The organism is Streptomyces sp. NPDC050264, from assembly GCF_040655895.1.
Classification (GTDB): domain Bacteria; phylum Actinomycetota; class Actinomycetes; order Streptomycetales; family Streptomycetaceae; genus Streptomyces.
Genome location: NZ_JBFAKV010000011.1, coordinates 53,747 through 80,087 on the forward strand (window position 1 = coordinate 53,747; position 26,341 = coordinate 80,087).

Sequence of the window (26,341 nt, forward strand, 5' to 3'; positions counted from 1 at the left end):
TCCGGAACATGGGGGCGAACGAGGGTCGCCGCTTCGACCATGTGCCACGTACCCATCGCGCGGCCTGACGCGACTCCATGCAACAAAGAGCCTCACTGCCTGTAGCCGGAAAAAGGGCGAAGAGCCGCGCTCCCCGTGCGGCAGAGCCGGTGTGACCGTCCTGGGGGCGTTGACGCGGCATGGGCCGTACGGGTGAATGGTTGCCGTCTACCACTCGCCCCCGGCGCCTCGTGCGCCGCCTCGCCGGGAGATCCTGTTCCACGTGACCGAACCGCCCGGCAGATACCACCTCAGCCTCACCATCGACGGCAGGCACGTCCTCGACGGCTGGTGGGACGACCCCGACACGGCCGACTGGAAGTTCGACGGCATGCAGAAGGAGCACGAGGCGAACGCGGACGCGCGCCTGCTCCTGACCGAGTGGGACGAGGGCCGGGAGTGGCCGCTCCGCGAATGGCCCGCGCCGGCCGGCTGAGTCACTGCCTGCGGGCGGGGACCACGAACTCGCACCACACGCACTTGCCGCCGCCGCGCGCCTCCACGCCCCACACGTCGGCGAGCCGGTCGACGAGCAGCAGGCCGCGCCCCGAGACACCGGACTCGCCGGCCTCCCGGCGGCGCGGCAGCGCGCTGGAGGAGTCCTCCACGTCGACCCTGAGCCGTCGGTCGGAGCCGGTCAGCACGCGCAGCGTGACGATGGCCGGGCCGTCGGTGTGCATCAGGGCGTTGGTGATCATCTCGTCGGCGACGAGTTCGATCTCGTCGGCGCGTTCGCGGGCGCCCCAGGCGCGGACGGCCGCCCGGATCATGTGCCGGGCGGCACGCAGCGCCTCCGGATCGCCGGGCGGCACGTGCTCGGTGAGGCGCCCGCCGCTCTGCGGGGCACCGGCGCCCCGGCGGCGCAGGAGCAACAGCGCCACATCGTCCTCGCCGCCGCGCACGTCGACGGACGCGCACAGCCGGTCGGCGAGTTGGTCGAGGTCGGCGGGGCTCGCGCCGATCAGCTCGGTCAGGGCGTGCAGGCCGTCGTCGAGGTCGGCGCCGGGCTGCTCGACGAGGCCGTCCGTGCACAGCAACAGCGTCTGGCCCGGGTCGAGTTCGGCGGTGGTCACCGGGTATTCGAGCCGCCCGAACTCGGCGGACAGGCCGAGCGGCAGACCGCCGTCGACGGGCAGCCTGCGGCAGGTGCCGTCGGTGAGGCGCAGCAGCGGGTCCAGGTGTCCGGCGCGCACGATCTGCACGACGCCGGTCGACAGGTCCGCCTCCGCGTACAGGCAGGTCGCGAAGCGTTCGGTGTCGAGTTCGTGGAGGAAGACGGAGGCGCGGGCCATGACGGTGGCGGGGGTGTGGCCCTCGGCGGCGTACGCGCGCAGCACGATGCGCAGTTGGCCCATGACGGCGGCGGCGTGCGTGTCGTGCCCCTGGACGTCGCCGATCACCGCGCCGACGCGGCCGCCGGGCAGCGGGATCACGTCGTACCAGTCGCCGCCGATGTCGCGTCCCATGGACTGGCCGGACGCGGCGCGGTAGCGCACGGCGATGTCGGCGCCCGGCACGGCCGGGATGGTGCGCGGCAGCATCGCCTGTTGCAGACCCTGGGCGAGGTCCTTCTCCTGCTCGTAGAACATGGCGCGCTGCAGGCTCTGCGCGATGCTGCTGCCGAGGGCCACGAGGACGTTGCGCTCGGACTGAGTGAAGCCCTTGCGGTCGTGGTAGAGCAGGCCGACGGCGCCGATGGGCCGGGCCTGGGCGATGAGCGGCAGGTAGGCGGCCGAGCGGATGCCGAGGTGCGTGATGTGCGGCCACAGGACCGGGTAGGACGCGGCGAACTCCTCGGGCGACTCGATGAAGCGGGGTTTGAGGGTGCTCACCACCTCGCCCATCGGGTACGGGTCGTCGACGCGGGTGATGTGTGTGCCGGGCACGAAGCTGCCGGAGGGGCCTTCGGCGACCAGGTGGATCCGGCCGGCGCGGACCAGGCCCATGACGAAACTGGTCGCGCCCAGATGCTCCACGCCGTGTGTCTCGCGCAGTACGTCGATGACCTCGTTGACCGTACGGGCGTGCGCGAGGGCGGCGGTGGTGCTCTGTACGACGCTGGTCTCACGGCGCCGGATCGCCTCGCGGGCCGCGCGCTCGTGCTGCACGGTGGCGTCGTTGAGCTCGTCGGTGGCGTCGCGCACGATGCCGACGATGCGGCGCGGGCGGCCGGTCCCGTCGCGGCGGATGTAGCCGCGGGTGTGGGTCCAGCGCAGTTCTCCGTCGCGGGTGCGGATGCGGAAGTACGCGCCGTAGTTCTCCTCGCCGCTCTTGAGCGCCTGCGAGACGAGGGCGTCGAGGCGACCGCCCTCGCCGGGCGGGACGCGCAGTCCGAGGGTCTCGGGGCGGCCGTCGTACTCCTCGGGCAGGATGTCGAAGACGTCGTGGGCGTTGGCGTCCATGTGCATGAGGCCGGAGTCGAGGTCCCAGTCGAAGCCGCCCATGCGCAGGCCGCGCCCGTACGCCTCCAGAAATCCGCGCGGGGAGCCGTCCGGGCCCTCCCCTCCGGGGGAATCGCCGGGTTCACCTCCCCCGCTGCCCGCGTCCATGGGGCCAACGCTAGGCGCAGCTTCAGGGGGCCGCATTCGGGACGAGAGCCGCCCGGAGCCGCTCCAGCAGGGCCCGTGCGGCGGGGCTCGACGGGCCGGCGGCGCACCGGGCAAGGGCCACGCGGGCACGGGCCCCGGGGTCCGTCAGCGGCAGCGCGCGTACGCCGGTGGCGGCGGCCTGGGCCTCGGTGAGCTCGGGCAGTACCGCCACGCCGAGGCCCCGCGCCGCGAACCGGGCGAGCGGCAGCGGGGTGCCCGCCTCGAAGGCGACGCGAGGCTTGAACCCGGCCTCGGCGCAGCGGGCTCCAGGACGGCGCGCACACCGGTGCCGCGCGGCAGGCTGATCAGACGGCGGTCGGCCGGCGCGGCGAAGGGCACGCAGGGGGGTGCTCGGCTAGCGGGTCGTCGGGCGGCACGACCGCCACCAGCGCGTCGTCGATGAGGATCTCGTACGTCAGGCCCGGCGGCGCGACGGTGTCGGCGACGCCGACGGCGGCGATGTCCAGGGCTCCGCGGTGCAGCGCGGTCAGCATCTGTTCGCTGGTGGATTCGGTGACGGAGACCTCGACGTGCGGATGGGCCGCGTGAAAGCCGGCGAGCAGTCCGGCGATGTCGAATGCCTCGGCGGCGGCGCCGGTGACCAGGCCCAGGGTGACGTGGCCGCGCTGCGGCCCCGAGTATGCGTCGACGGTGGCACGCAGGTCGGCCGTCGCCGCCAGGGCGGCCCGCGCGGAACCTGCGGTCCCGGCGCCAGTCCATGAACCGGTCGTACGATCCGCTGCACCTCGTCAACACGTACGGAGCGTTCGGCACGGTCGGCCGGGTCAGGCAGGAGATCGTCATCGAGGGCACGGCGGACACGGCGCCCGGACCCGAATCCGACTGGCGGGCCTATGCGTTCAAGGGCAAGCCGGGCGATCCGCGACGATTGCCCCGCCCGTTCGCGCCGTACCATCTGCGGCTCGACTGGATGACGTGGTTCGCCGCGCTGTCGCCCGCCTACGCCCGTCCGTGGTGCGACGGGCTCATCGAGCGGCTCCTCGAAGGGGACCGGGACACGCTGCGGCCGCTGCGCCACTGTCCCTTCCCCGACGCGCCGCCCGCCCACATCCGGGCCCGTGTGTACCGCTACCGGTACACGACGTGGCGCGAGCTGCGGGCGACCGGGGCGTGGTGGGAGCGGACCTACGTCCGGGAGTTCCCGGCACCGACCCGGCTGAGGTAGACGCGCCGGGCGGTCCCGGCGAACACCTCCTCGTCGGGGCCGCCCAGCAACTCCCTCGCTGTGTCGACGACTTGCCCGTACGAGGCCGCGAGCGTGCACACGGGCCAGTCCGAGCCGAACATCACGCGCCCCGGACCGAACGCGTCCAGGACCGTGTCCGCGTAGGGCCGCAGCGCGTCGACGGTCCAGGTCGCCCGGTCGGCCTCGGTGACCAGGCCGGAGAGTTTGCAGAGGGTGTTGGGCAGCTCCGCGAGCGCCCGCACGTGGGAGCTCCAGGGTTCCAGTTCGCCGGACGCGACCGGCGGCTTGCCCACGTGGTCGAGGACGAAGGTGAGTTCGGGGTGGCCGGCGGCCGCCTTGACGCCGGCGGGCAGCTGGTGCGGGAGGACGACGAGGTCGTAGACGAGCCCGGCCGCGGCGACCGCGGTCAGGCCCCGGCTGACGTCGGGGCGGAGCAGCCACTCGGGGTCGGGCTCCCCCTGCACCTGGTGCCGAATGCCCACCAGGTGCCGACCGCCCGGGAGTTGGCGCAGGGCGGCGAGCGTGTCGGCCACGTCGGGACGGGTCAGGTCGGTCCAGCCGACGACGGCCGCGACGAGGTCACTGCGTTCGGCGAGGGCGAGGAACTCGGGGGTCTCCTCGGCGACGGTCACGGTCTGCACGAGAACAGTGGCCCCGACACCCGCCGCCCGCGCGTCCGGGGCGAGATCGTCGAGGGTGAAGTCCCGGCGGATCGGCGCCAGTTCGGGACCGGTGATCCAGTCCTGGTCGCGGACGGAGAGGTCCCAGACGTGGTGGTGGGCGTCGATGATTCCGGCGGCGGCCGTCATGGCAACTCCCAGACGACGGGCAGGCCCGCCCCCGCTCCGTCGGCCGAGTAGTCGTGCGCGACGGCGAGGAGTTCGTCCATGCGGGCCTGCCAGGCGATGTTCACCGGGAGTTTCTCCAGCTCCGCGAGCATCCGGGAGTAGTCCGCGCACTCCAGGAGGTGGAAGAGGTCCGTGCCGCTGCGCCAGATCGTCCAGTGCGTGGCCCCGGCCGCGCGGATCGCGGCGACCAGCTCGGCGGGGACCTCGCGGTGGGCCGCCTCGTACTCCTCGACGCGGTCGGCGCGGACCTTGGTGTGCAGGGCGACTCTCACGCGCTCTCCTTCTGCTCAGGGGTGGGGACGTCGGCTGCGAGCAGGTTCCGTGCGCGGGCCTCGGCCCAGAACTCGGCGGGCACGGGGGCGGCGAACTGCTCGGCGGTGTCGATGACTTCGGCCGCCGAACGGGTGCCGACGAGGACGCCGGTGACGGCCGGGTGGCCGAAGGGGAAGGCGAGCGCGGCGGCGCGCAGGGTGGTGCCGTGCCGCTCGGCCAGCTCCTTGAACTTCAGGGCCCGGGAGACGACCTCGGCCGGGGCGAGGGCGTAGTCGAAGGTGCCGCCCTGTTTCGGGTCGGCGAGCAGCCCGGAGTTGAAGACGCCGCCGATGACGACGGAGACGTCCCGCGCGGCCGCCGCGGGCAGCAGGCCGGGCAGGGCCCGCTGGTCGAGCAGGCTGTAGCGGCCGGCACACAGGACCACGTCGACATCGGTGTCGCGGACGAACCGGGTCAGCATCCGCGCCTGGTTCATGCCCGCGCCGATGGCGTCCACGAGCCCCTCGCCGCGCAGCCGCTCCAGCTCCGGGTAGGCCTCGCCGAAGGCCTGCTCGGCGTGGTCGTCGGGGTCGTGCAGGTAGACGACGTCGATCTTGTCGACGCCGAGCCGGCCGAGGCTGTCCTCGATGGAGCGGCGCACCCCGGCCGCGCTGAAGTCCCAGACGCGGCGGTGCGAGGCGGGCACCGCGAAGCCGTGGGCCAGGTCGTCACCCCCGCCGTCGTACGGCTCCAGGATGCGGCCGGCCTTCGTCGACAGGGTGTACGAGGTCGAGGGGCGGGTGCGCAGGTACTCGCCGAGGCGCCGCTCGGACAGCCCGATGCCGTAGTGCGGGGCCGTGTCGAAGTACCGGACGCCCGCGTCCCAGGCGGCGTCGACGGCGGCGTACGCCTCGTCGTCGCGGACCGGCGTGAACAGGTTGCCGATGCCCGCGGCGCCGAAGCCGAGCTCGGTGACCGGTACTTCGACACCACCCCGGCCCAGGGTGCGGGTCCGCATCGGCGTCACCGTCCCGCGGGCCGCAGGCGCAGGCCCTGCATGCCGCCGTCGACCGCGAGGGACGTGCCGGTGGTCGCGCCGGACAGCGGGCTCGCCAGGTAGGCGACGGCGCCCGCGACCTCGTCGGCGGAGACGAGGCGGCCGGTGGGCTGGCGGGCTTCGAGGGCGGCGCGTTCGGCGGCCGGGTCGTCGGCCTTGTCGAGGAGCCGGCCGACCCACGGGGTGTCCGCGGTGCCGGGGTTGACGCAGTTGACGCGGACGCCCTCGCGGAGGTGGTCGGCGGCCATGGCGAGCGTGAGGGAGTACACGGCGCCCTTCGACGCGGAATACAGCGCACGCTGCGGCAGCCCGGCGGTGGCCGCGATGGAGCAGGTGTTGACGATCGCCGCGTGCTCCGACTCCCGCAAAGCGGGAAGGGCCGCGCGGGCGACACGGACCATGCCGATGACGTTGACGTCGAGGACGCGGTGCCATTCGGCGTCGTCGTTGTCGGCGACGGTGCCCTGGGCGCCGATGCCCGCGTTGTTGACCACGATGTCGAGGCCGCCGAGGTCGGCGACGGCGGCGGCCACGGCGGCCCGCACGGTCTCGTCGTCGGTGACGTCGGCGGCGTATCCCCGCAGCGGCTTCTCCACGGCGGTGATGTCACGGTCGAGGACGGCGACGGCGGCGCCGCGCGCGGTGAGCAGGTCGGCGGTGGCGCGGCCGATGCCGGAGGCGCCGCCGGTGACGAGGGCCTTGAGTCCGGCGAAGTCCTGGAGGCTGGCGGTGTCGGTCATGCTGCGGCTCCGTTCGTGCGGGTCGGTTCGTGCTCGGCCAGGTCCTTCGCCCAGAACTCCCCGTCGGGGTAGGTGAACTCGGCGATCGACTCCGGTCGCATGGTGGCGGAGAAGCCGGGTGCGGCCGGGGCCGTGTAGTGACCCTCGTGCATGACGACCGGGTCGAGGAAGTGGTCGTGCAGATGGTCGACGTACTCGATGACGCGGTCGTCGGTGGTGCCGGTCAGCGCGACGTAGTCGAACATCGACAGGTGCTGGACGAGCTCGCACAGGCCCACGCCGCCCGCGTGCGGGCAGACGGGGACGCCGAACTTGGCGGCGAGCAGCAGGATCGCGAGGTTCTCGTTGACGCCGCCGACGCGGGCCGCGTCGATCTGCAGGATGTCGATGGCGCCGGCCTGCAGCAGTTGCTTGAACACGATGCGGTTCTGGACGTGCTCGCCGGTGGCGACCTTGACGGGCCCGACCGCCTTGCGGATCGCGGCGTGGCCGAGGATGTCGTCGGGGCTGGTGGGTTCCTCGACCCAGTACGGGTCGAACTCGGTGAGAGCGCGCGTCCATCGGACCGCCTCGTCGACGTTCCAGCGCTGGTTGGCGTCGATGGCCATCCGGATGTCCGGCCCGATGACCTCGCGGGCGGTGCGGCAGCGACGGATGTCGTCGGCCAGGTCCGCGCCGACCTTCAGCTTGATCTGGGTGAAGCCGTCGGCGACGGCCTGCCGGGCGAGCCGGGTGAGCTTCTCGTCGGAGTAGCCGAGCCAGCCGGGCGAGGTGGTGTAGCCCGGGTAGCCGCGTTCCTTGAGGCGGGCGGTGCGCTCCGCGGCGCCCTCGCGCCCCGACCGCAGGAGTTCCAGGGCTTCGTCGGGGGTGAGCGCGTCCGCGATGTACCGGAAGTCGATCTGCCGTACGAGCCATTCGGGTTCCGCGTCGGCGAGCAGTTGCCACAGGGGCTTGGCGGCCCGCTTGGCGGCGAGGTCCCACGCCGCGTTGACGACGGCGCCGATCGCCATGTGCATCACGCCCTTCTCGGGTCCCAGCCAACGGAGTTGACTGTCGCCGACCAGGTCGCGGTTGAGGCTGCCCGGGTCGGCGCACAGCTCGTCGAGGGACCGGCCGACGACGTGGTGGCGCAGCGACCGGATCGCGGCGACCTGTACGTCGTTGCCGCGGCCGATGGTGAACGTGAAGCCGTGCCCCTCGTGCCCGTCGGCGGCGTCCGTGCGCAGGACGACGTACGCGGCCGAGTAGTCGGGGTCGGGGTTCATGGCGTCGGAGCCGTCCAGTTCCCGGGAGGTCGGGAACCGGATGTCATAGGTGTCGACCGCGGTGACGCGCGGGCTGGTTGCGGGCACGGGATGCCTTTCGGGCAGGGGGCCTTGGCGGCCGGGGTGGTGGCGTCGGAGCCTGTGGCGTATCCCCGGCCGGGGATACGCCACGGGCTCTCAGTCCTGGGCGCGGCCGGTGGTGACGCGGGCGATCATCAGGGCGAGCAGGATGATGCCGCCGTAGATGGCCTGGATCCAGAAGGACGGCACCTGGGCGAGGGTGAGGAGGTTCTGTACGACGCCGAGGAGCAGCACACCGGTCAGCGCGCCGAACATGGTGCCCTTGCCGCCGTCGAGGCTGATGCCGCCGATGACCGCCGCGGCGAACACCGTGAAGATCATGTTGTTGCCCTGGTTGGCGCTGATGGCGCCGACGTAGCCCGTCTGCATGATGCCGCCGACCGAGGCGAGGACGCCCGCCACGATGAAGACGCCGAGCATCACGCGCTCGACGCGGATGCCGGCGGCGCGGGCGGCGTCCGCGTTGCCGCCGATCGCGTACAGGGCGCGGCCCACGCGGTGGTACTTGAGGATCAGCCCGGCGACGCCGAACGCGACGGCGGCGAGCCACACCGACATGGGGATGCGCAGGAACGTGGTCGTGGCCAGCGAGAAGAACGAGTCGGGCATGCCGAACAGGGTCTTGCCCTTGGTGGCGCCGACGAGCAGGCCGCGCAGCACGATCAGCATCGCCAGCGTGACGATGAAGGCGTTGAGCTTGAACTTCACGACCAGGATTCCGTTGAAGGCGCCGATGAGGCCGCCGACGACGAGGATCGCGAGGATCGCGAGCACGGCCGGGAACTCGGCGCCCCAGCCCGACTGGGCGACCGGCAGCACCAGCAGGGCGCCCACGGCCGGGGCGATGCCGACGACCGATTCGAGGGAGAGGTCGAACTTGCCGGTGATCAGCACGAGGGACTCGGCCAGGACGACCATCGCGAGGGCGGCGGACGCGCCGAGGATGGAGATCAGGTTGCGCTCGGTGAGGAAGGAGTCGTTGACGATGGCGCCGAGGATGAGGAGCAGCAACAGGGCTGGTACGAGGGCTAGTTCGCGTGCGCGGCGCAGCAGAACCGTCTTGGCGGTGCCGGGTCCTCGGGTGTGCGGGGGTGTCTTGGTGGCCGGGGCCGACGGGGCCTGGGTGTCAGCCATGGGGGCTCCTTGCGGATGATGAAGGTCAGTCACGGTCGACGCCCTCTATGGACGCGATGAGGTCGTGGTCGCTCCAGCCCGCCGCGTGTTCCGCGACGACCCGGCCGTGGAAGAGGACCAGGACGCGGTCGCAGCGGCGCAGGTCGTCGAGTTCGTCGGAGACGACGAGGACCGCGGTGCCGTCGTCCCGGGCGTTGTCGACGCGGCGCAGCAGCGATTCCTTGGACTTCACGTCGACGCCGGCCGTGGGGTTGATGAGGACGAGGAGGTGCGGTTCCGAGGCGAGGGCGCGGGCCATCACGACCTTCTGCGCGTTGCCTCCGGAGAGGTCGGAGACCGGCTGTTCGGGGCCCTCGGCGTGGATGTCGAGGCGGTCGATGAGGTCGCGGGCGAAGGACCGCTTGCGGTCCGTGCCGACGAAACCGTAGCGGCCGAGGCGGCCGAGCACCGTCATGGTGGCGTTGTCTCCGATGGACATGCCGGTGACGAGACCCTGGTCGTGGCGGTCGCGCGGCACGCAGCCCACGCCCGCCGCGAGCGCCGCCGACACGTCGCCGAACGGCAGCTGCTTTCCGTCCAGTTGAGCCGTGCCGGAGATCGGCGTGTGGAGGCCGGCCAGTGATTCGGCGAGAGCGATCTTGCCGCTGCCGCTGGACCCGGCGAGGCCGACGACCTCGCCGCGGCGCACCGTCAGGTCGACGTCCTGGTAGGTGTCCGAGGTCAGGGCCTGTACGGCCAGGACCACCGGGGCGTCCACCCCGTCCTGTTCGACGACCGCCTCGGCCGCGGCCGCCGCCTGCTCGGCGATCACCTCGCCGGCCATCGCCTCGACCAGCGCGGGGCGCGGCAGTTCGGCGACGGGCGCCGTGGTGATCCAGCGGGCGTCGCGCAGCACGGTGACCGTCTGGCAGACCTCGTACACCTCCTGGAGGTGGTGCGAGATGAAGAGGAACGTGACGCCGGAGTCCTGCAGCGCCCGCATGCGGGCGAAGAGGCGCTCGATCTCCCGGTTGTCGAGCTGCGCCGTCGGCTCGTCGAGGACGATGAAGCGGGCTCCGCCGCTCAACGCCCGGGCGATCTCGACCATTTGACGGTCCTCGACCTTGAGGTCGGCGGTGCGCGCTTCGGGGTCGACGCGGATGTCCCAGGTGTCGAGCAGCCCGGCCGCTTCGGCGTGCAGCTTCTTCCAGCTGAAGAAGCCGCGGCGGGCTCCGGGCTGCCGGTTGATGAACAGGTTCTCGGCGACCGTCAACTCCGGTACGACCGTGGGCTTCTGGTAGACGCAGGCCACCTTGGAGCGCCAGGCCTCCCGGTCGCCGAGCGGCGGCGCGGGTTCGCCGTCGAAGAGCAGCGTGCCCGCGTCCGGTGCCTGGAGCCCGGTGAGGACGGTGACGAGGGTGGACTTGCCCGCGCCGTTGCGGCCGACCAGCGCGTGGGACTCGCCCGCGCGCACGGTCAGCCGGCCGTCGGCGAGGGCGACCGTGGGCCCGTACCGCTTGGCGATGCCGTCGGCTTCCACCAACGGCGGCGCCAACTGGTCTGTGGTGTACGTCATTTGACCGTGTTTCCCCAGAGCTTGGGGTCGTCGACGTTGTCCTTGGTGACCAGCGGTGCGGGCAGCTGGTCCTCGAGGGTGCCGCTGGGCAGCTTGACGATCTCCGAGTCGTGGTCGGTCGGGCCCGGCTCGAACGTCTTCCCCTGCATGGCCGCCTTGATGTAGTACATGCCGTACTTGGCGTACGCGTCGGCGGGCTGGGAGACGGTCGCGTCGATCTGGCCCTTGCGGATCGCGTCGAACTCCTGCGGGATGCCGTCGTTGGAGACGATCGCGATGTGCCCCGCCTTGCCCGCCGTCTTCAGCATGCCCTTGGACTTGAGGGTCTGCAGGGTCGGCGCGAGGTAGACACCGCCCGCCTGCATGTAGATGCCCTTGAGGTCGGGGTTGGCGTTGAGCAGCGTGTCCAGCTTCGAGGCGGCGGTGTCCGACTCCCACTTGGCGGGGATCTCCAGCACCTTCAGCTTCGGGTACTTGGTCTTGACGCAGTCGCGGAACGCCTTCGAGCGCTCCCGCCCGTTGACCGACGCCAGGTCGCCCATGATCTGCACGACCTTGCCGGTCTTGACCTGCTGGCCGAGGTACTCGCAGGCCTTCTCGCCGTACGCGACGTTGTTGGCCCGCACCACCATGGCGACCTTGCCCTTCTCGGGCGCGACGTCCACGGCGACCACGGGAACGCCCTTGCGCTCGGCCTGGTCGAGCCCGGCGGCGATGGCGGCGCTGTCCAGCGGCGCCACGACGAGGCCCTTCACGCCCTGGTTGAGCTGGTTGTTGATGTCGGTGATCTGCTGCGAGGGGTCGCTGTTGGAGTTGACCGTCTTCATCGCGTCCACCCCCTCGGACTTCGCCATCTTCGGCACGTAGTCGTTGTACGACTGCCAGAACGGCGAGGTCAGCAGGGGCAGGATGACGCCGACCTTGCCCTTGCCGTCGCCGCCTCCCCCGCCGGCCGATCCGGCGGTGTCGTCCTTGGTGCTGCCGCACGCGGTGAGCGCGAGGGCGGCGCAGCCCAGGAGGGCCGCCATGCGCAGCGCTCCCGCTCTCGAACTCGTCGGGCGCTTCGTGGTGCCATTCATCGGACCGCTCCTCGGCTCCGGACGTCATGGGCTCGCGGTCGGGTCCCGCCGTCCTGGTACCTGGCCGCGCCGAGATATTTATCAGACCACTTCGCTTCGACAACACCCTTGGAGCCAAGTTTTCTCGGGTTTTACGGGTCTGAGACCCCGGAAAGGTCCGACCACCTCGGTAGTGGTCGGACCACTTTGCTGGTTAGACTGCGCCGCATCTCCGCATCAAGGAGCGGTACCCGCACTCGGGAGGACGTCATGGTGGAGCAGACCGCCCCCCAGAAGGGCACCGTCACGGCTCGGGCGATCGAGCAGATCAAGGCGATGATCGGCGGCGGCAGCCTGGAGCCGGGCCAGCGCCTGCCCACGGAGCGGGATCTGGCGGTCCAGCTGGGCATCTCCCGCAGTTCTATGCGGGAGGCCATCCGCGCCCTGACCGTGCTCGGGGTCCTGGAGGCGCGGCACGGCTCCGGCATCTACGTCACGCAACTGGAGGCCGGGGACCTCCTGGAGACCTTCGGGGTCGTCGCGGACCTGTCGCGCGGGCCACGCCTGGTGGAGCTTCTCGAAGTCCGCCGCATCCTGGAGTCGACGGCGACGGCGCTGGCCGCCGCGCGGATCACCCGGCCGCAACTCGCCGAGGTGGAAGAGCACTTGGCGGCGATGGAGGCCACCGACGACCCGGAGGAGATCCTCTCCCACGACCTCGCCTTCCACCGGGCGATCGTGGCCGCCGCGGGCAACGACACGATGGCGGCGATCCTGGAGGGGTTGTCCTCGCGGACGTTCCGGGCGCGGGTGTGGCGCGGCTACCAGGAGGAGGGGGCGTTCGAGCGGACCCGTCGCGAACACGCCCGTATCCACCGGGCGTTGGTGGCCCACGACCCGGAGGCGGCGCGGGCCGCTGCCGCGGCGCATGTCGGCGAGGTGGAGGAATGGCTCCGGTCCCAGCTGGACTGAGCCCAGGCCCCGGCCACGCGCCGTAGGGGTTCCGGTCGCGTCCCGGCCGCCGCACCGTCGTGGCTGGTCACGCAGTCCCCCGCGCCTTTGGGGCGTGCGGCTTCGCCGCAGCCCCATGAGGGCGCGTCACACGCGCCTCCTGAGATGGCGCACGCGGTGCGCATCGCAGGGGCGCGGGGAACTGCGCGACCAGCCCCCACCGGCCCGCGGAATCCCACCCACCCGGCGGAGCTACGGCGCCGCGGCCACCAACGCCGCCAGCAGCAACTCCAGCGCCGTCTCGAACGAACTCCCGCTCATCAAGGGCAAGTGCGGCCGAACCGAAGCCAGTTGGGGATACTCCGCGTCCGGCAGCCCCGCGTACACCCCGCCCCAGGCCAAGTCGTCCGCCCCCCTCCGCTCAACCGGCAGAGCCAAGTGCGCCGCGTCCAGCGCGGCATGCCCCAGCACGGTGTCCACGAAGGCCGCGTAATACCGCACCGCGGACGCGTCATCGAACCCCGCCCGGCGCAACAGCCCGATCCCCGTATCCACGGCCCGGAACTCGTTGAGGCGCCGTGTCACCCGGTACGCGGCCATCGCCGCCACCCTCGGATGCGCCCGGTAACAGCCGTGGATGCGCAGCGCCATCTCGCGCAGCCCCTCCGCCCAGGGCATGCCGTCCGGGTCGAAGCCCGCCTGCGCCTCGCCGATGATCCGGTCGGCGATGGCGAGCAGCAGGTCGTCTGTGTTGTGGAAGTACCGGTACAGGGCGCTGGGATCGCAGCCGAGCGCCGCGCCGAGCCGCCGTACGCTCAGCGCGTCCGGCCCGTGCTGGCCGACCAGGCGCAGCGCGCAGTCGACGATCACCTCCTCGGACAGCACCACGCCCGACCTGGTCGGCTTGCGGCGCCGCCGCTCCGCCGGGACTCGCCCCTCGGTCATCTGCTCGCTCCCCTTCGCCGGCCCGCCCCACCCTTATGTCAACACCATTGACGCAACACTGACAAGGCCGATTTGATCGCAGCCTCCTCGCCACACCTCCCGCCTCACGGTCCCAGGAGCCTGCCCATGAGAAGCGAATCTCCAGGTCTGCGCCGTTCCCTCGGTGTCGTCGACGGCGTCGCCATCGCCGCGTCCAGCACCGCGGCCACCACGAGCATCGGCATCGGGATGGGGGCGCTGGCCGCGACGGTGGGCCTGCAGTCGCCGGCCGTGCTGCTCGTCGCGTTCCTCCCGATCCTCGGCATCGCGACGGCGTACGCGCGGCTCAACCGCTCCGAGCCGAACATGGGCAGCGGCTATGTCTGGGTCGCCTCGTCGCTCGGCCCGTGGCTCGGCTTCCTCACCGGCTGGGTGACGCTCGTCGGCACCGTGATCTTCATGGCGTACACCAGCGCGGTGACCGGCTCGGTCTTCCTGCAGTTCGCCAACAAGGCCCATCTGCATACGCTGTTGGGCCTCGATCTCGATCCGAACTCGACGGCGCTGAGCACGGTCGTCGGCCTGCTGGTCCTCGCCGTCGTCACCGTCACCGCGGTCACCGGTGTCCGCAAGGCGACCCGGCTGCAGGCGTGGCTGCTGGTGTTCGAGTACGCGGTCCTGCTCGGCTTCTGCGGCTGGTGCCTGGTGACCGGTTCGCACGGTTTCCAGTGGTCGTGGCTGAACCCGTTCGCCGTGCACGACGGCACGGCGTTCGCCCAGGGTCTCGTCCTCGCGGTGTTCTTCTTCTGGGGCTGGGACGCCGCGTTCAGCGTCACCGAGGAGACGAAGGACGTACGGGACGTGGGCCGCGGCGGCTTCATCGCCCTGTTCACGATGCTCGCGCTGTTCCTGTACGGGTCGGTGGCCTTCCAGCGCGAGATGTCACTGCCGGAACTGATCGAGCAGGGCCCGGGAGCGCTCACGTATCTCGGGGCGAAGCTGGCGGACGAGCCGGTCGCGAGCCTGCCGCTGCTCGCGCTGCTGTTGTCGGCCGTGGCGTCGCTGCAGTCCAGCGTCATCCCGACCGCGCGCGGCCTGTACGCGATGGGACGCGACCGCACGATGGGCCGCGTATGGACGCGGATCAGCCCGCGCTACGGCTCCCCCGCCCTCGGCACGGTGCTCGTCATGGCCGTCGCGGCGCTGGTCGCGCTCCTTGCCCTCGCCATCCCGAAGCTGAACGAGATGATCCTCGCGGCCGTGAACTCGATCGGCCTGACCGTGGCCCTGTACTACGGCCTCACCGCGCTCGCCTGCGCCGTCCGGTTCCGCTCGGCCCTGCGCACCTCACCCGCGCAGGCGCTGCGCTCGGTGGTCGCGCCCGGGCTGAGCGCGGTGGCCCTGCTCGGCGTCGGCGTCTACCTCGGCCGGGACTACGCCACGATGAGCGACCACTTCGAACTCAGCCCGGACAACGGCTGGTTCATGCTGTCCGTACCCGCGGCCACCGTCGCCTCGGGGCTCGCGATGGCGGCCGTCGCCAAGTACCGCCGCCGCTCCCCCTACTTCACGACCCGGCGCGGCACCGACGCCGGCTCTGTCCCACCGACCGCACTCGAAGTCCCGTAAGTCCGTAACGCCCCTGCCTACGCGAGGAGTCGCCCCACATGTCCGATACCGCCCCCGCCGACCTGGTCCTCACCAACGGCCCCGTCCACACCGGCTCCCCCGCCCGGTCCCGGGCCACCACCGTCGCCGTCCGCGGCGAACGGATCGTCGCCGTCGGCCACGACGAGGTGCGCGAGCTGATCGGCCCCCGGACCGAAGTCGTCGACCTGGCGGGCAAGTTGCTGATCCCCGGGTTCCAGGACGCGCACGCCCATCCGGTCGGCGGCGGCCTGGAGCTGGGCCAGTGCGATCTCAGCGGGGCGACGACGCTCGCCGCCTACCGCGAACTCATCGACGCGTACGCCCGGCGGAATCCGGAGCTGGAGTGGATCACCGGTGGCGGCTGGTCGATGGAGGCGTTCCCCGGCGGGCTGCCCGTCGCCGCCGAACTCGACGCGCTCGTACCGGACCGGCCGGTGTATCTCGTCAACCGCGATCACCACGGCGCCTGGGTCAACTCCCCCGCCCTGCGACGAGCGGGGATAGACGCCCGCACCTCCGACCCGGCCGACGGCCGCATCGAGCGGGACGCCGCGGGTTGCCCCACCGGCATGCTCCAGGAAGGCGCCGCGAACCTGGTCGGCAGGCTGCTGCCGGCGACGACCCGGGAGGAGCGGATCACCGGGCTGCTGCGCGCCCAGGAACTGCTGCACTCCCTCGGCATCACCGCCTGGCAGGACGCGCTGCTCGGCTCGCACGCCAATCTGACCGACCCCACGGACGCGTATCTCGCGTGCGCGGACGACGGGCGGCTGACCGCACGGGTGGTGGGCGCGCTGTGGTGGGACCGGGCGCGCGGCACCGAGCAGATCGAGGAGCTTCTCGCGCGGCGGACAACGGGCACCCGCGGCAGGCTGCGCTCGACGACGGTGAAGATCATGCAGGACGGGGTCGCGGAGAACGGCACGGCGGCGCTGCTCGGCCCCTACCTCGACGGGTGCGGCTGCCGGACGGACAACAGCGGGATCAGTTTCGTGGAGCCGCAGGACCTGAAGACGTACGTGACCGCGCTCGACGCGCACGGCTTCCAGGTGCACTTCCACGCGCTCGGCGACCGGGCCGTGCGCGAGGCCCTCGACGCGGTGGAGGCGGCGCGGCAGGCCAACGGCCGGTCCGACACGCGGCCGCACCTCGCGCATCTGCAGGTCGTGCACCCGGACGACATCGGCCGGTTCCGGGCGCTCGGCGCGAGCGCGAACATCCAGCCGCTGTGGGCGGCGCACGAGCCGCAGATGGACGAGCTGACCATCCCCTTCCTCGGCGAGGAGCGGGCGGCGCTGCAGTATCCGTTCGGGGCGCTGCTGCGCTCGGGCGCGACGCTGGCGGCCGGCAGCGACTGGCCGGTGAGCAGCCCCGATCCTCTGCAGGGCATCCATGTGGCGGTGAACCGGGTGGCCCCGGACGCGCCCGCCGGGACGCCGGTGTTCCTGCCCGGCGAGCGGATCGGGCTCCTCGACGCGCTGACGGCGTACACGGCGGGCAGCGCGTATGTGAACGGGCTCGACGCGGAGACCGGGACGATCACCGCGGGGTTTCTTGCCGATCTGGTCGTGCTGGACCGGGATCCGTTCGCGGGGGCGGCCGAGGAGATCGGGGAGACGAAGGTGGAGCAGACCTTTGTGGGCGGTCAGCGCGTGTTCGGGGACTGATCCGGCGCGCTCGCGAGGCTCACGGGGCCCCGCCCCGGACCCCGCTCCCCAATCGCCGGAGGGGCTTCATTGGGGTGCTTGATCGGGGGGTGATCAAGAGGATCAGAGTGCGCACCGGAAGCCGCAGTTGCCGCTGCTGGAGTCCGGGGTGTTGGAGGTGCGGGCCGCGACCCGGTAGCGGTTGCAGTACGAGTCGTGGCACATGTACGAACCGCCCCGCATCACCCGGTTCTCGCCCTCCGCCGGGCCCCGCGGATCAGTGGTCGGCGTGGCCGCGTGCGTCGCCGTGAAGCGGTCGGCGACCCACTCCCACACGTTCCCGACGACGTTGTGGAGGCCGTAGGCGTTGGGCCGGTACGCGTCGACGGGGGCGGTGCCGACGTGGCCGTCCTCGCCCGTGTTGACCACCGGGAACTCGCCCTGCCAGATGTTGCAGCGCCAGTGCCCGCGCGGCGTCAGCTCGTCGCCCCACGGGTAGCGGGCCCGGTCGAGGCCGCCGCGGGCGGCGTACTCCCACTCGGCCTCGGTCGGCAGCCGCTTGCCCGCCCAGGCCGCGTACGCGCTCGCGTCGTCCCAGCTGACGTGGACGACGGGGTGCCGGGCGCGGTCCCCGATGCCGGAGCCGGGGCCCTCGGGCGCCCGCCAGGTCGTGCCTTCGACGCCGCGCCACCAGGGGGTGCCGGCCGGGGCCCGGGTCGCCCGCACCCGCTCGGGGGCGAGGAAGCCGGCGAAGACGTACGACCAGCCGAACCGCTCCGCTGCGGTCACATATCCCGTTTCCTTCACAAAGGTGGCGAACTGGGCGTTGGTGACCGCGTGTTCGTCGATCCGGAACGCGGAGACGGTGACCTCCCGGACCGGCCCCTCACCGTCACCGGGGTTGGCCTGCTCGTCCTCGTTGCCCATCAGGAACGGGCCGCCGTGCAGCGTGACCATGCCCTTGCCCGACGGCCCGCGGCGGCGACGCGGCCTGGGCGGGAGAACCACCGGCCCCGGCTCGGACGGGGCCGCGCCGCGGGGCGCGGCGCAGCACGCGGATACGGTCGGCTCCTGCGCGCTCATGTGGGTCTCCTCCCCGGGCGGTCCGGTCCGGGCCGATCTTCGCACGGGGCGACGGGCGGGGTCGCGGCCGACCCCGCCCGGCTGCTCAGACCTGTGACTTGTACAGACCGAACTCCTTGATGTGGACGGTCGACCTGGATCGGGTGATCCGCAGCCGCCAGCGCCGGGCCGTGACCGGGGCCGGCAGTGCGAGGATGCGGGCCGCGCCGATGGTGCCGAGTTCGGCGGCCGTGGTCCACGCGCCGTCGACGAGGGCCTCGACCACGAAGTGCTCGACCTGCTGGCCGTGCCGGATGTCCTCGGCGATCCTGATCCGGTCGACCGTCGTGGGCCGGCCGAGGTCGACGGTGCGGGTGCCCGCGCGGTCCTCCCTGACGCGGGCGCCGCGGGTCAGATCCTCGGGCAGTTCGCGGTCGGTGCGCTCGCGGAACTCCTTGAGCCGGGCGACATCGGCGGCGGGCAGCAGGCCGTCCGTGTCCGGCGGGATATTGAGCAGGAGGACGGCGCCCCGGCCCACCGACCGGTACCAGATATCCGTCAACTGCTCGACGGACTTGGGCTGTTCGTCGGCGTGGTAGAACCAGCCCGGCCGGATCGACACATCGCACTCGGCCGGCCACCACTGCAGCGCGGCCGCGTCCGGCTGCGCCTTGAGGAGGGCGTCCCGGCTGCCCTCGTCGGCGGAGTCGTAGGCCAGGACACGGTCGTACTTGCCGTTGCCGCTGTCCTTGACGGCGATGACGCTCCACTCGTTCTCGCGCGCCATGCCGTCCTCGTTGCCGACCCAGCGGACGTCGGGCCCGGACACGGCGATCGACGCGTTCGGGGCGAGGGCGCGGACGAGGGAGTACCAGCTGTCCCAGTCGTACGTCTCGACCTTGTCCGGCGGGATGCGGCCCTGGGCGCCGTCGAACCACACCTCGTCGACCGGCCCGTACTCGGTGAGGACTTCGTAGAGCTGGTTGAGCATGTGGGCGCCGTAGTCGGTGGCGTCCAGGTCGTACGCGGTCAGGTCACGGCCCGCGCGGTCGTCGCCGTCGACGAGGGTGGGGATCGTGCGGGCGGTGCGGGCGCTGCCGTTGGCGTAGACGCCGTCGAGGTACTGGTTCTCGTCGGCGGGCGAGATGTAGACGCCGACCTTGATGCCGTACTTGCGCATCGAGTCGGCGAAGGAGCGCAGCACGTCGCCCTCGCCGCCGCGCCAACTGCTGCTCACCACACCGTGCTTGGTGTAGCGGGACTGGTAGAGGACGAAGCCGTCGTGGTGCTTGGCGGTGAGGATGGCGAGCTTGAAGCCGCCGTCGCGCAGGGCGCGCGCCCACTGGTCGGTGTCGAGCCCGGTGGGCTGGAAGACGTTCGGGTCCTCATCGCCGGTGCCCCATTCGAGGCCGGTGAAGGTGTTGACGCCGAAGTGCAGGAAGGCGGTCTTCTCCAGGCCCTGCCAGGCGAGTTGGCGCTTCGTCGGGCGGACGTGGGCGGCCTTGGCGATGAGCCGGGCGGCGCTGTCGTCGGGGCTGACGGGGATGCGGAAGTACGGCTCCGCGGGGGCGGCCGGTGCCGCGGCGGCGGGCAGGCCGGTGGCGGCGACGGCCGCGGTGGCCGTCGCCGCGGCCAGGAAGGTGCGTCGGGTCAGGGGCATGTGCGGGTAAGTCCCTTCCGCTCAGGCGGGGTTCAGAGTCCAGGTGGTGGAGGTCCGCTGGTCCGGCGGGTACTGCACGAGCCGGCCGTCGGAGGTGGCGTCCAGCGTCATGCGGGTGATGGCGTTGGTGATCCGGTGGCCGCCCTTGTCGTGCGTGAGCTGCCAGCGCTGGAGGGTGTTCTTCGCGTCGCACGTCTCCCAGGTGACGGCGGAGCCCGGCTCCAGCGGCACGTTGAGGGTGAGCTTTCCGCTGCGCGTCTCCAGGCAGGCGCCGGCCGCGTTCGTGAGCGTGGCGTAGCCGTCGGCGGTGCGGGTGAGCCGTACCTGGGCCGGGGCGGTGCGGTGGCCGCCGTCGGCGAGCGTGTACGTGCCGTCGGCGAGCGGCACGCGCGTCAGGTCCCGCACGCCGGGGGCGTGGCCGACGGCGTCGGCGCGGGCGGTGAACGCGGCGTACGTGGCGTCCGGGTGGGGCGTGCCCCAGGTGGCCTGGGCGATGTGGTTGAGCGGCATGAAGGCGGCCGTGGCGACCTCGTTCTCGGTCTCGCCGCGCCCGTTGTCGGGCCAGAGGCTGATCTTGGCGCCGGTGATGCCGTCACGGGAGGCGAGCTTCTCGCCCTCGAAGCTGCGCGGGTCCCACTGCTCGTCGTACAGCTTCGCGGTGTCGGAGTGGAAGCCGCCGCGGATGACGTAGAGCGAGTAGGCGGCGTTCATCACCGGGTAGCCCTGCGCGATGAGTTGGCTGGGCTTGACGTTCACGTTCAGCCAGTGCTCGACGGTGGTACCGGGCTTGACGGGCACGGTGTTCGCGCCGGTCAGCCCGTCGTTCCAGATGCGCAGCCGCTTGCCCTTGCTCGCGGCGTACGCCTCGACGCGGTTCACGAAGTCGATGAAGGCGTCCTGCGGGGTGGCGTTCGCCCCGAACTTGGCCCGCGCGTAGGCGAGGACCTGCGGGTACTTGGCGAAGTCGGAGCCGAGCATGTACTCGTCGGCGCCCATGTGCCACCACTGAGCGGGGAACACCTCGCCGTACTCGTCGATGAGGCTCTTGTAGTAGTCGAAGGCCTCGGGCTTGGTGATGTCGAGGCGCGACGGCTGGGCGTTGCCGTCGGTGTCGACGAGCTGGAGGTCGGGCCTGTCCTGGATCCAGGGGTCCATGTGCCCCGGCGAGTTGATCTCCGGGACGATCGTGACGTGGTACTTCTCGCCCAGGGCGACGAGTCGCCTGATCTCGCTCTTGGTGTAGTAGCCCCAGGAGTTGGCCTCGGGGTGGGCGTCGCTCTTCACCTTGATCTCGAGGAGCAGCTGGTTGAGCTTGTGGTACGCCATGTCGCGGACGAGGTTCTCCAGCCAGTCGGTGGAGATGTGCACGTAGCAGGCGCAGACGCCGACTCCGCGCTCCTTGTACTGCGGCACGTCCACGGTCCTGCCCGCGGGTATCTCGCTGCTCCGGGCGAGGAGTTGCAGGAGAGTACGGGTCCCGTAGAAGGCGCCGGTCCGGGCGGCGCCGGTGATCTCCAGGCGTTTTCCGGCCCTCAACTCATAGCCTTCGGAACCCAGTTGCCTCGTCTCGTGGGCGTCCACATCGACAACGATGTCGCCTGTGCGGGAGGGGCCGCCCGTGACGGGCACAGTCCCCTTGCCCGCGGCGCGCAGGTCGTCGGCGAGGGTGTGGGCGACGCGGCGGGACGCGGTGTCGTGGGCGACCAGCCGGGAGCGGCTGGTGAAGGTGTAACTCCCCTGACCGGCCTGCCAGTCGGTGAGGGCCGGGACGGTACGGGGCGTGGCGGCGGCCGGGGTGTCCGCGTGGGCGGCGGAGACCGGGGCGGCGGTCAGCAGCAGGGCGAGCGCGGCACCGACGAGGCGTGATCTGCGCCGCCCGGTGGGCAGTTTCGTACGGAACTCGGTCAACATGACATCCGATGATTCATGAGCGGACGGAAACAGTCCATGGATAAACCCGGCGGATGCTTGGACATCCGCCGGGACAGATCCGATGACAGCAGGGCCCGTCCGGGGTCTGCTGTCCGGGCCCGGACACACGTGTGCCCGCACCCCTCACCGTGGAGGGATGCGGGCGAACGGTCCGGGTCGGGACCGGGAAGCTCAGTCGACGCTGGGCAGGATGTGCGGTTCGGCGAGATCGTCCTCGTACCCGGCGAGGCGGATCGGGGCCGACCGGGCCCAGACATCGAGGCTGCCGAGCTTCTCCGGCCTCCGGCCGGCCCGCTCCGTACGTTCCTTCGGGCGCTGTTCGCGATTCGTCTTCTCTGGTGTCACCGCGCACTCCTTGTGTGTCGGGTAACCCGCTCCGGCGTGACCGGCCCAGCGTCTCGCGGGGCACCGGACGCCCGATCGGGCTTGAGTAGAGGGCCAGTTCGGGCGCGGTGGCGCCGGTTGTCGCTGGTGGGATCGGCCGTGATGCGACCTCTCCCCGGACGGCACCATGGGTACGGGTGGGACCCACTTGCGGTAACCGTCCGGCTACAGAGTAACCAAATGAGCGCGGTCCCGCTCGATGGGGCTGAAACCCGTACGCCCTCGGGAGGTCGCCAGGTGTTCATTCAGCCACGCGGACCCGGCGGGACGCGACCCGATTTCCGGTCTCGGGGCGTGCTCCGTCAGTTCCCCTCACGAGGCCGGCGCGGGCCGGTCCGTGTTGACCGTGCGGCCCGGGTCGTCGGTCGGCTCCGCCGAGGGCCGGGACGTGGCGTCCGGCGAACCCGTGGGCTGAGCAGGGGCGGGAGCGGGCGGGACCTGGCCGTTCGGCGGAGGCGGCCCCGACGGACTGACGCTCGCGCTGCCCGCCGCCTCGTTCGCGATGCCGTCGAAGTCCACGTCACCGGTGTTCTCCAGCATGGTGATGTGGTCGAGGACCGTCTGATTGGCGTCGGTGGCCAGCTCTCGTACAAGTGAATTACGGGTGGTGTGCCGGACCTGGGCGATGAGCGCGAACACCTTGCCGTGCGAATCCCGCAGCAGATTGGCGAACTTGTCCTCGTAGTCCTTGCCGCTCGCCGCGGACATCTCGTTCAACCAGCCCTGCTGCTGCGGATTCGGCTGGTTCGGTAGCTCCACCCCGAGCTTCGCGGCCACCGAGCGCACCCGCTGGTCGAGGTCGGTGTGCCCGACGACGAGGTGGTCCCCCGCGTTCCTGATCGCCTGGGTCGGGGCGCGCTCCATGGCCTGCTGGCCGGCCGGTATCTCCCACAGCCCGGCGAGCCTGACCTTGACGAGGAAGTCCCGGTCCGTCGCCGACAGCGGGCCCCACTGGGTGGCCACGGTGCCCGCGTTCAGGTCGGCCTGACCGGTTCCCGAGCGGTCGGCGTAGGACCAGATCGGGAACGCCAGGGCACCGAGGGTGGCGATCAGGGCGGCGAGGATGAGGGTGGTGCCGTTGACGCGACGCAAGCGGTCCTCCCGGTGACCTACGTCAACTCGCCGGTGCGGCGAGCTACTTGGTGGTACGGGAAGATACGGGCGGGACGGCCGTCGTGTTCAGTTCCTCGCGCGGATCGCGCCGCTCGGTCACGGTGCGTACGCGCCCCTGCCGCCTGTTGCCGGGGAATGAGCGTTAACGTCCCGTTGACCGGTCCGTCAGATGGTGGTCCCGTTCCCATGGTCTCCTTCCGGACAGGCAGCGCAGGAGCTTCGGGAGGAGTCGTCCATGGAACGCGTCGAGCTGCGCACCGTCGAGGAGCTGATGGCGGCACTGCACGCCTGCCGGGGTGCGTGGGACGCCCCCGACCGCAGCGGCGACCCCGTCGACCTGCACGACCACGCGCTGCAGACCGCGGCACTGCTGCGGCGGGGCCGCCCCAGCGACAAGGAATTGCAGGTCGCGGGGCTGGTGCACGATCTCGGGCATCTGCTGTGCCCGGGGGACGACGCCGGTCACGCGGACCGGGCGGCGGACGCGGTGCGCGGGCTGCTCGGCGAACGGGTGGCGCGCCTCGTGCGCTTGCACGTCCCGGCCAAGCGCTACCTCACCGCGGTCGAGCCCGGCCGGGGCCTGTCGGCGCAGAGCGCGCTGACGCTCGGCGCGCAGGGCGGCCCGATGACGCCGCACGAGGTCGCCGCGTTCGAGGCCGACCCGCTGGCCGAGGACGCCGTGGCGCTGCGGCAGGCGGACGACGCGGGCAAGGTGGTGGGCCTGGACGCCGGGGTTCTGGACGACTGGCGACCGGTGCTCGAACTGGTGGCGGCGGGCAGCCGCCCGACTGCCGCGTACAGCAGCTGACTTCGGCTATCGCGCGTACGTCCACGCCACCTGGATTCCACCTCGGGCGCGCACGCCGGGCACACCAACCCCCTGCGAACAGCTCATGGTTGACGCACCGTCACACCAGGTCGGGCCGTGAGACCGTACGCGCATGGAGTCAGGCCCCTCAACTCCTCGGGCCCTCGCCGGCAGAGCCGCCGTCGTGACCGGTGCCTCACGCGGCATCGGCCGGGCGATCGCCGAGGAACTCGCCCGCTCCGGGGCCGTGTTGTGTGTGACGGCCCGGGACGCCGGGGGCGTGCGGGAGACGGTCGCGGCGCTGCGGACGTGACGGAGCGGACGACGGCCGCGTACGGCCGGGTCGACATCGTCGTGAACAACGCCGCGACGAACCAGCCCCATGGGCCGTTCATGGACGCCGACCCGCGGGCTTGGCGCACCGCCTTCACGATGAACGTCGAGGCGCCGCCGCGTCTGGTGCGGTGCGCGTGGCGGGCGTGGAGGAGCGAGCACGGCGGCGCCGCCGTCAGCGTCTGCACGGAGGGCGCCGCCCATGTGGGCCCGAACGTGGGGACGTACGGCACGAGCAAGGCGGCCCTGCTGCACCTGACGGCTCCAACTGGCGGGCCAGACGGGCCCGTTGGCGCGGGTCAACCTGGACTCCCCGGGCTGGCCCGCACCGAAATGGCGCGATTCGTATGGGAGCGGGCGGAGGAATCCGTGGCGGTACGCCGGCTGGGGTCCGACGAGGCGTCGTGGATCACCGGCGCGGGCCTGCTGGTGGACGGCGGCACGCGGGTGCGCGCCGCCTCACCCACAGGCGACGCGCACGCCGTGCGCAACCGGCTCCGCTACCACTTGCCGGGTTCGTAGTCCTTCAGGAAGACGCCGTACACGTCGTCGCCGGACTCGCCGCGCACGACCGGGTCGTAGACGCGGGCGGCGCCGTCGATCAGGTCGAGCGGGGCGTGGAAGCCCTCCTCGGCGAGGCGCAGCTTGTCGTAGTGCGGGCGCTCGTCGGTGATCCAGCCGGTGTCGACCGAGGTCATGAGGATGCCGTCGGCCTGGAACATCTCCTGGGCGCTGGTCCGCGTGACCATGTTCATCGCGGCCTTGGCGGCGTTCGTGTTCGGGTGGCCCGCGCCCTTGTAGCCGCGGCCGAAGACGCCCTCCATCGCCGAGACGTTGACGACGTAGGAACGGCCGCTCGCCGCCTTCTTCGCCGCGTCGGCCATCGCCGAGCGCAGGGCGCTGATCAGGATGAACGGCGAGGTGTAGTTGCACAGCTGGGTTTCGAGGAGCTCCACAGGGGAGATCTGCTCGATGGTCTGCACCCAGGTGTTGGAGTCGACGACATCCGGGACGAGGCCGCCCGCGTCGATGGCGGTGCCGTCCAGGTGCCGGGCGACGCTGGCGTTGCCCGCGACGAGCGCGAGGTCGGCGACCTTCTGCGCGTCGAGGCCGCTGGTGCCGATGGGCAGCGCGGCGATGCCGTCGACCGCGCCGGAGTTGAAGGCGCCGATGACGGAGTGGGCGGGCAGCTCGCCGGCGGGCAGCGGCGCGCCCTCGCCGTCGACCAGGGCCGCGTAGGCGGAGGGCAGCCGGCGCACGGTCTGCGTCGCGTTGTTGATGAGGATGTCGAGCGGACCCTGCGCGGCGACCTGCTCGGCGAGCGCGACGGCCTGGGCCGGATCGCGCAGGTCGATGCCGACGACCTCCAGGCGGTCCAGCCACTGCGCCGAGTCGTCCATCGCCTTGAAACGCCGGATGGCGTCCTTGGGGAAACGCGTCGTGATGGTCGTGTGCGCGCCGTCCCGCAGCAGCCGCAGCGCGATGTACATGCCGATCTTGGCGCGGCCGCCGGTGAGCAGGGCGCGCTTGCCCGTGAGGTCGGCGCGGGCCTCGCGCTTGGACCGGTTCACGCGGGCGCAGTCGGGACAGAGCTGGTGGTAGAAGTAGTCGACCTCCACGTACCGGGCCTTGCAGGTGTAGCAGGAGCGCGGGCGCTGGAGTATCCCCGCGACCCGGCCCTCCTCGGTCCCCGACGAGGGCAGCAGGCCTTCGGTCTCGTCGTCGATGCGCTGCGCGGACCCGGTCGCGGTCGCCTCGGTGACGGCCTTGTCGTGGGCGGTCTTGGCGGCGCGGCGCTCCTGGCGGCGGCGCTGCTTCACGGTCCGGTAGATGCCGGCGGTGGCACGCCGGACCGCGATCGCGTCGGGGTGGTCCACGTCGAGCTTGTCGAGCTCGTCCAGCACGCTGAGGCAGACGGCGAGCCGGTCCGGGTCGATGCCCGGCCCATGGAGCACCCCGGAGAGGTCGGGGGCCTCCGGGGCCTGGTTGTCGTCTGTCACCGTCATCGCCGCTGCCGTTCCTGAGGTCTGCCGCGTCGCGCGCGAACCGCGCGA

The 26,341-nt window shown here is 71.9% G+C and carries 23 protein-coding genes and 2 pseudogenes; 7 read left to right on the forward strand and 18 right to left on the reverse strand.

Translation table 11 applies throughout. The features are described from left to right. Positions 1-262: 262 nt before the first annotated feature. On the forward strand, positions 263-475 hold the full coding sequence (locus tag AB0J02_RS21125; RefSeq protein ID WP_363195259.1) for a hypothetical protein: 213 nt from the start codon (positions 263-265) through the stop codon (positions 473-475). Between the two features lies 1 nt (position 476). On the opposite strand, the gene AB0J02_RS21130 is transcribed toward AB0J02_RS21125, so the two are convergent. From AB0J02_RS21130 to AB0J02_RS21140, 3 genes are read right to left on the reverse strand one after another with little or no spacing between them, the layout of a single operon-like run. Next, positions 477-2,588, reverse strand: coding sequence for a SpoIIE family protein phosphatase (locus AB0J02_RS21130; RefSeq protein ID WP_363195260.1), 2,112 nt, complete (start codon positions 2,586-2,588; stop codon positions 477-479). Positions 2,589-2,610: 22 nt separating this feature from the next. Then, positions 2,611-2,970 carry a LysR family transcriptional regulator substrate-binding protein gene (locus tag AB0J02_RS21135; RefSeq protein ID WP_363195452.1) on the reverse strand — a complete coding sequence of 120 codons (360 nt, stop codon included), beginning with the start codon at positions 2,968-2,970 and terminating at the stop codon, positions 2,611-2,613. After that, the gene (locus tag AB0J02_RS21140) at positions 2,933-3,307 is read right to left on the reverse strand and encodes a LysR family transcriptional regulator substrate-binding protein (RefSeq protein ID WP_363195453.1); all 375 of its coding nucleotides are present in this window, start codon (positions 3,305-3,307) and stop codon (positions 2,933-2,935) included. Before AB0J02_RS21140 ends, AB0J02_RS21135 begins: the two co-directional genes overlap by 38 nt. 2 nt (positions 3,308-3,309) lie before the next feature. Between AB0J02_RS21140 and AB0J02_RS21145 the strand changes: the two are divergent. Then, a pseudogene (locus AB0J02_RS21145) lies at positions 3,310-3,813 on the forward strand (lipase maturation factor family protein); the annotation flags it as partial. Here the strand turns inward: AB0J02_RS21145 and AB0J02_RS21150 are convergent. From AB0J02_RS21150 to AB0J02_RS21185, 8 genes are all read right to left on the reverse strand, one after another. Further along, positions 3,774-4,643 carry an amidohydrolase family protein gene (locus AB0J02_RS21150; RefSeq protein ID WP_363195261.1) on the reverse strand — a complete coding sequence of 290 codons (870 nt, stop codon included), beginning with the start codon at positions 4,641-4,643 and terminating at the stop codon, positions 3,774-3,776. The pseudogene AB0J02_RS21145 and the gene AB0J02_RS21150 sit on opposite strands and share 40 nt — an antisense overlap. Then, positions 4,640-4,954 (reverse strand): L-rhamnose mutarotase, encoded by a 315-nt coding sequence (locus tag AB0J02_RS21155; protein ID WP_363195262.1) that lies wholly within the window; start codon positions 4,952-4,954, stop codon positions 4,640-4,642. Before AB0J02_RS21155 ends, AB0J02_RS21150 begins: the two co-directional genes overlap by 4 nt. Beyond that, a complete protein-coding gene (locus tag AB0J02_RS21160) occupies positions 4,951-5,952 on the reverse strand; it encodes an aldo/keto reductase (RefSeq protein ID WP_363195263.1) in 1,002 nt (333 codons plus the stop codon). Before AB0J02_RS21160 ends, AB0J02_RS21155 begins: the two co-directional genes overlap by 4 nt. 5 nt (positions 5,953-5,957) lie before the next feature. Further along, on the reverse strand, positions 5,958-6,731 hold the full coding sequence (locus tag AB0J02_RS21165) for an SDR family oxidoreductase (protein WP_363195264.1): 774 nt from the start codon (positions 6,729-6,731) through the stop codon (positions 5,958-5,960). Beyond that, complete coding sequence (locus AB0J02_RS21170; protein WP_363195265.1) at positions 6,728-8,083, reverse strand: L-fuconate dehydratase; 1,356 nt, start codon at positions 8,081-8,083, stop codon at positions 6,728-6,730. The genes AB0J02_RS21165 and AB0J02_RS21170 overlap by 4 nt, the downstream gene beginning before the upstream one ends. Positions 8,084-8,173: 90 nt before the next feature. Further along, the gene (locus AB0J02_RS21175) at positions 8,174-9,211 is read right to left on the reverse strand and encodes an ABC transporter permease (RefSeq protein WP_363195266.1); all 1,038 of its coding nucleotides are present in this window, start codon (positions 9,209-9,211) and stop codon (positions 8,174-8,176) included. 25 nt (positions 9,212-9,236) lie between these two features. Next, positions 9,237-10,766 carry a sugar ABC transporter ATP-binding protein gene (locus AB0J02_RS21180; protein ID WP_363195267.1) on the reverse strand — a complete coding sequence of 510 codons (1,530 nt, stop codon included), beginning with the start codon at positions 10,764-10,766 and terminating at the stop codon, positions 9,237-9,239. After that, complete coding sequence (locus AB0J02_RS21185) at positions 10,763-11,794, reverse strand: sugar ABC transporter substrate-binding protein (protein WP_363195454.1); 1,032 nt, start codon at positions 11,792-11,794, stop codon at positions 10,763-10,765. The genes AB0J02_RS21180 and AB0J02_RS21185 overlap by 4 nt, the downstream gene beginning before the upstream one ends. A gap of 300 nt (positions 11,795-12,094) precedes the next feature. On the opposite strand from AB0J02_RS21185, the gene AB0J02_RS21190 reads away from it, so the two are divergent. Continuing rightward, positions 12,095-12,796, forward strand: a complete 702-nt coding sequence (locus tag AB0J02_RS21190) for a FadR/GntR family transcriptional regulator (RefSeq protein ID WP_363195268.1) — start codon at positions 12,095-12,097, stop codon at positions 12,794-12,796. A gap of 231 nt (positions 12,797-13,027) precedes the next feature. On the opposite strand, the gene AB0J02_RS21195 is transcribed toward AB0J02_RS21190, so the two are convergent. Continuing rightward, on the reverse strand, positions 13,028-13,720 hold the full coding sequence (locus AB0J02_RS21195) for a TetR/AcrR family transcriptional regulator (protein ID WP_363195269.1): 693 nt from the start codon (positions 13,718-13,720) through the stop codon (positions 13,028-13,030). Between the two features lie 126 nt (positions 13,721-13,846). On the opposite strand from AB0J02_RS21195, the gene AB0J02_RS21200 reads away from it, so the two are divergent. Beyond that, positions 13,847-15,328, forward strand: coding sequence for an APC family permease (locus AB0J02_RS21200; RefSeq protein WP_363195270.1), 1,482 nt, complete (start codon positions 13,847-13,849; stop codon positions 15,326-15,328). A 38-nt stretch (positions 15,329-15,366) separates the two neighbouring features. Continuing rightward, positions 15,367-17,016 (forward strand): amidohydrolase, encoded by a 1,650-nt coding sequence (locus tag AB0J02_RS21205; protein ID WP_363195271.1) that lies wholly within the window; start codon positions 15,367-15,369, stop codon positions 17,014-17,016. Positions 17,017-17,118: 102 nt separating this feature from the next. On the opposite strand, the gene AB0J02_RS21210 is transcribed toward AB0J02_RS21205, so the two are convergent. The 5 genes from AB0J02_RS21210 to AB0J02_RS21230 all read right to left on the reverse strand — a co-directional run bounded on the left by AB0J02_RS21210 (position 17,119) and on the right by AB0J02_RS21230 (position 23,125). After that, positions 17,119-18,078 (reverse strand): formylglycine-generating enzyme family protein, encoded by a 960-nt coding sequence (locus AB0J02_RS21210; protein WP_363195272.1) that lies wholly within the window; start codon positions 18,076-18,078, stop codon positions 17,119-17,121. Positions 18,079-18,163: 85 nt separating this feature from the next. Next, a complete protein-coding gene (locus tag AB0J02_RS21215; protein ID WP_363195273.1) occupies positions 18,164-19,717 on the reverse strand; it encodes an alpha-L-fucosidase in 1,554 nt (517 codons plus the stop codon). Between the two features lie 21 nt (positions 19,718-19,738). Further along, complete coding sequence (locus tag AB0J02_RS21220; RefSeq protein ID WP_363195274.1) at positions 19,739-21,628, reverse strand: family 20 glycosylhydrolase; 1,890 nt, start codon at positions 21,626-21,628, stop codon at positions 19,739-19,741. Positions 21,629-21,820: 192 nt separating this feature from the next. Then, positions 21,821-21,994, reverse strand: coding sequence for a hypothetical protein (locus AB0J02_RS21225; protein ID WP_255978286.1), 174 nt, complete (start codon positions 21,992-21,994; stop codon positions 21,821-21,823). A gap of 351 nt (positions 21,995-22,345) precedes the next feature. Further along, entirely contained in the window at positions 22,346-23,125 is a 780-nt protein-coding gene (locus AB0J02_RS21230; protein ID WP_363195275.1) for a DUF4142 domain-containing protein, read from the reverse strand. A 256-nt stretch (positions 23,126-23,381) separates the two neighbouring features. On the opposite strand from AB0J02_RS21230, the gene AB0J02_RS21235 reads away from it, so the two are divergent. Together AB0J02_RS21235 and AB0J02_RS21240 are read left to right on the forward strand one after the other, a co-directional pair. Next, positions 23,382-23,954 (forward strand): inositol oxygenase family protein, encoded by a 573-nt coding sequence (locus tag AB0J02_RS21235; RefSeq protein WP_363195276.1) that lies wholly within the window; start codon positions 23,382-23,384, stop codon positions 23,952-23,954. A gap of 133 nt (positions 23,955-24,087) precedes the next feature. After that, positions 24,088-24,809 (forward strand): annotated as a pseudogene (locus AB0J02_RS21240) (SDR family oxidoreductase). Here AB0J02_RS21240 and AB0J02_RS21245 read toward each other — a convergent pair. Continuing rightward, a complete protein-coding gene (locus AB0J02_RS21245) occupies positions 24,788-26,293 on the reverse strand; it encodes an SDR family NAD(P)-dependent oxidoreductase (RefSeq protein ID WP_363195277.1) in 1,506 nt (501 codons plus the stop codon). The pseudogene AB0J02_RS21240 and the gene AB0J02_RS21245 overlap by 22 nt on opposite strands. Positions 26,294-26,341: the final 48 nt, after the last annotated feature.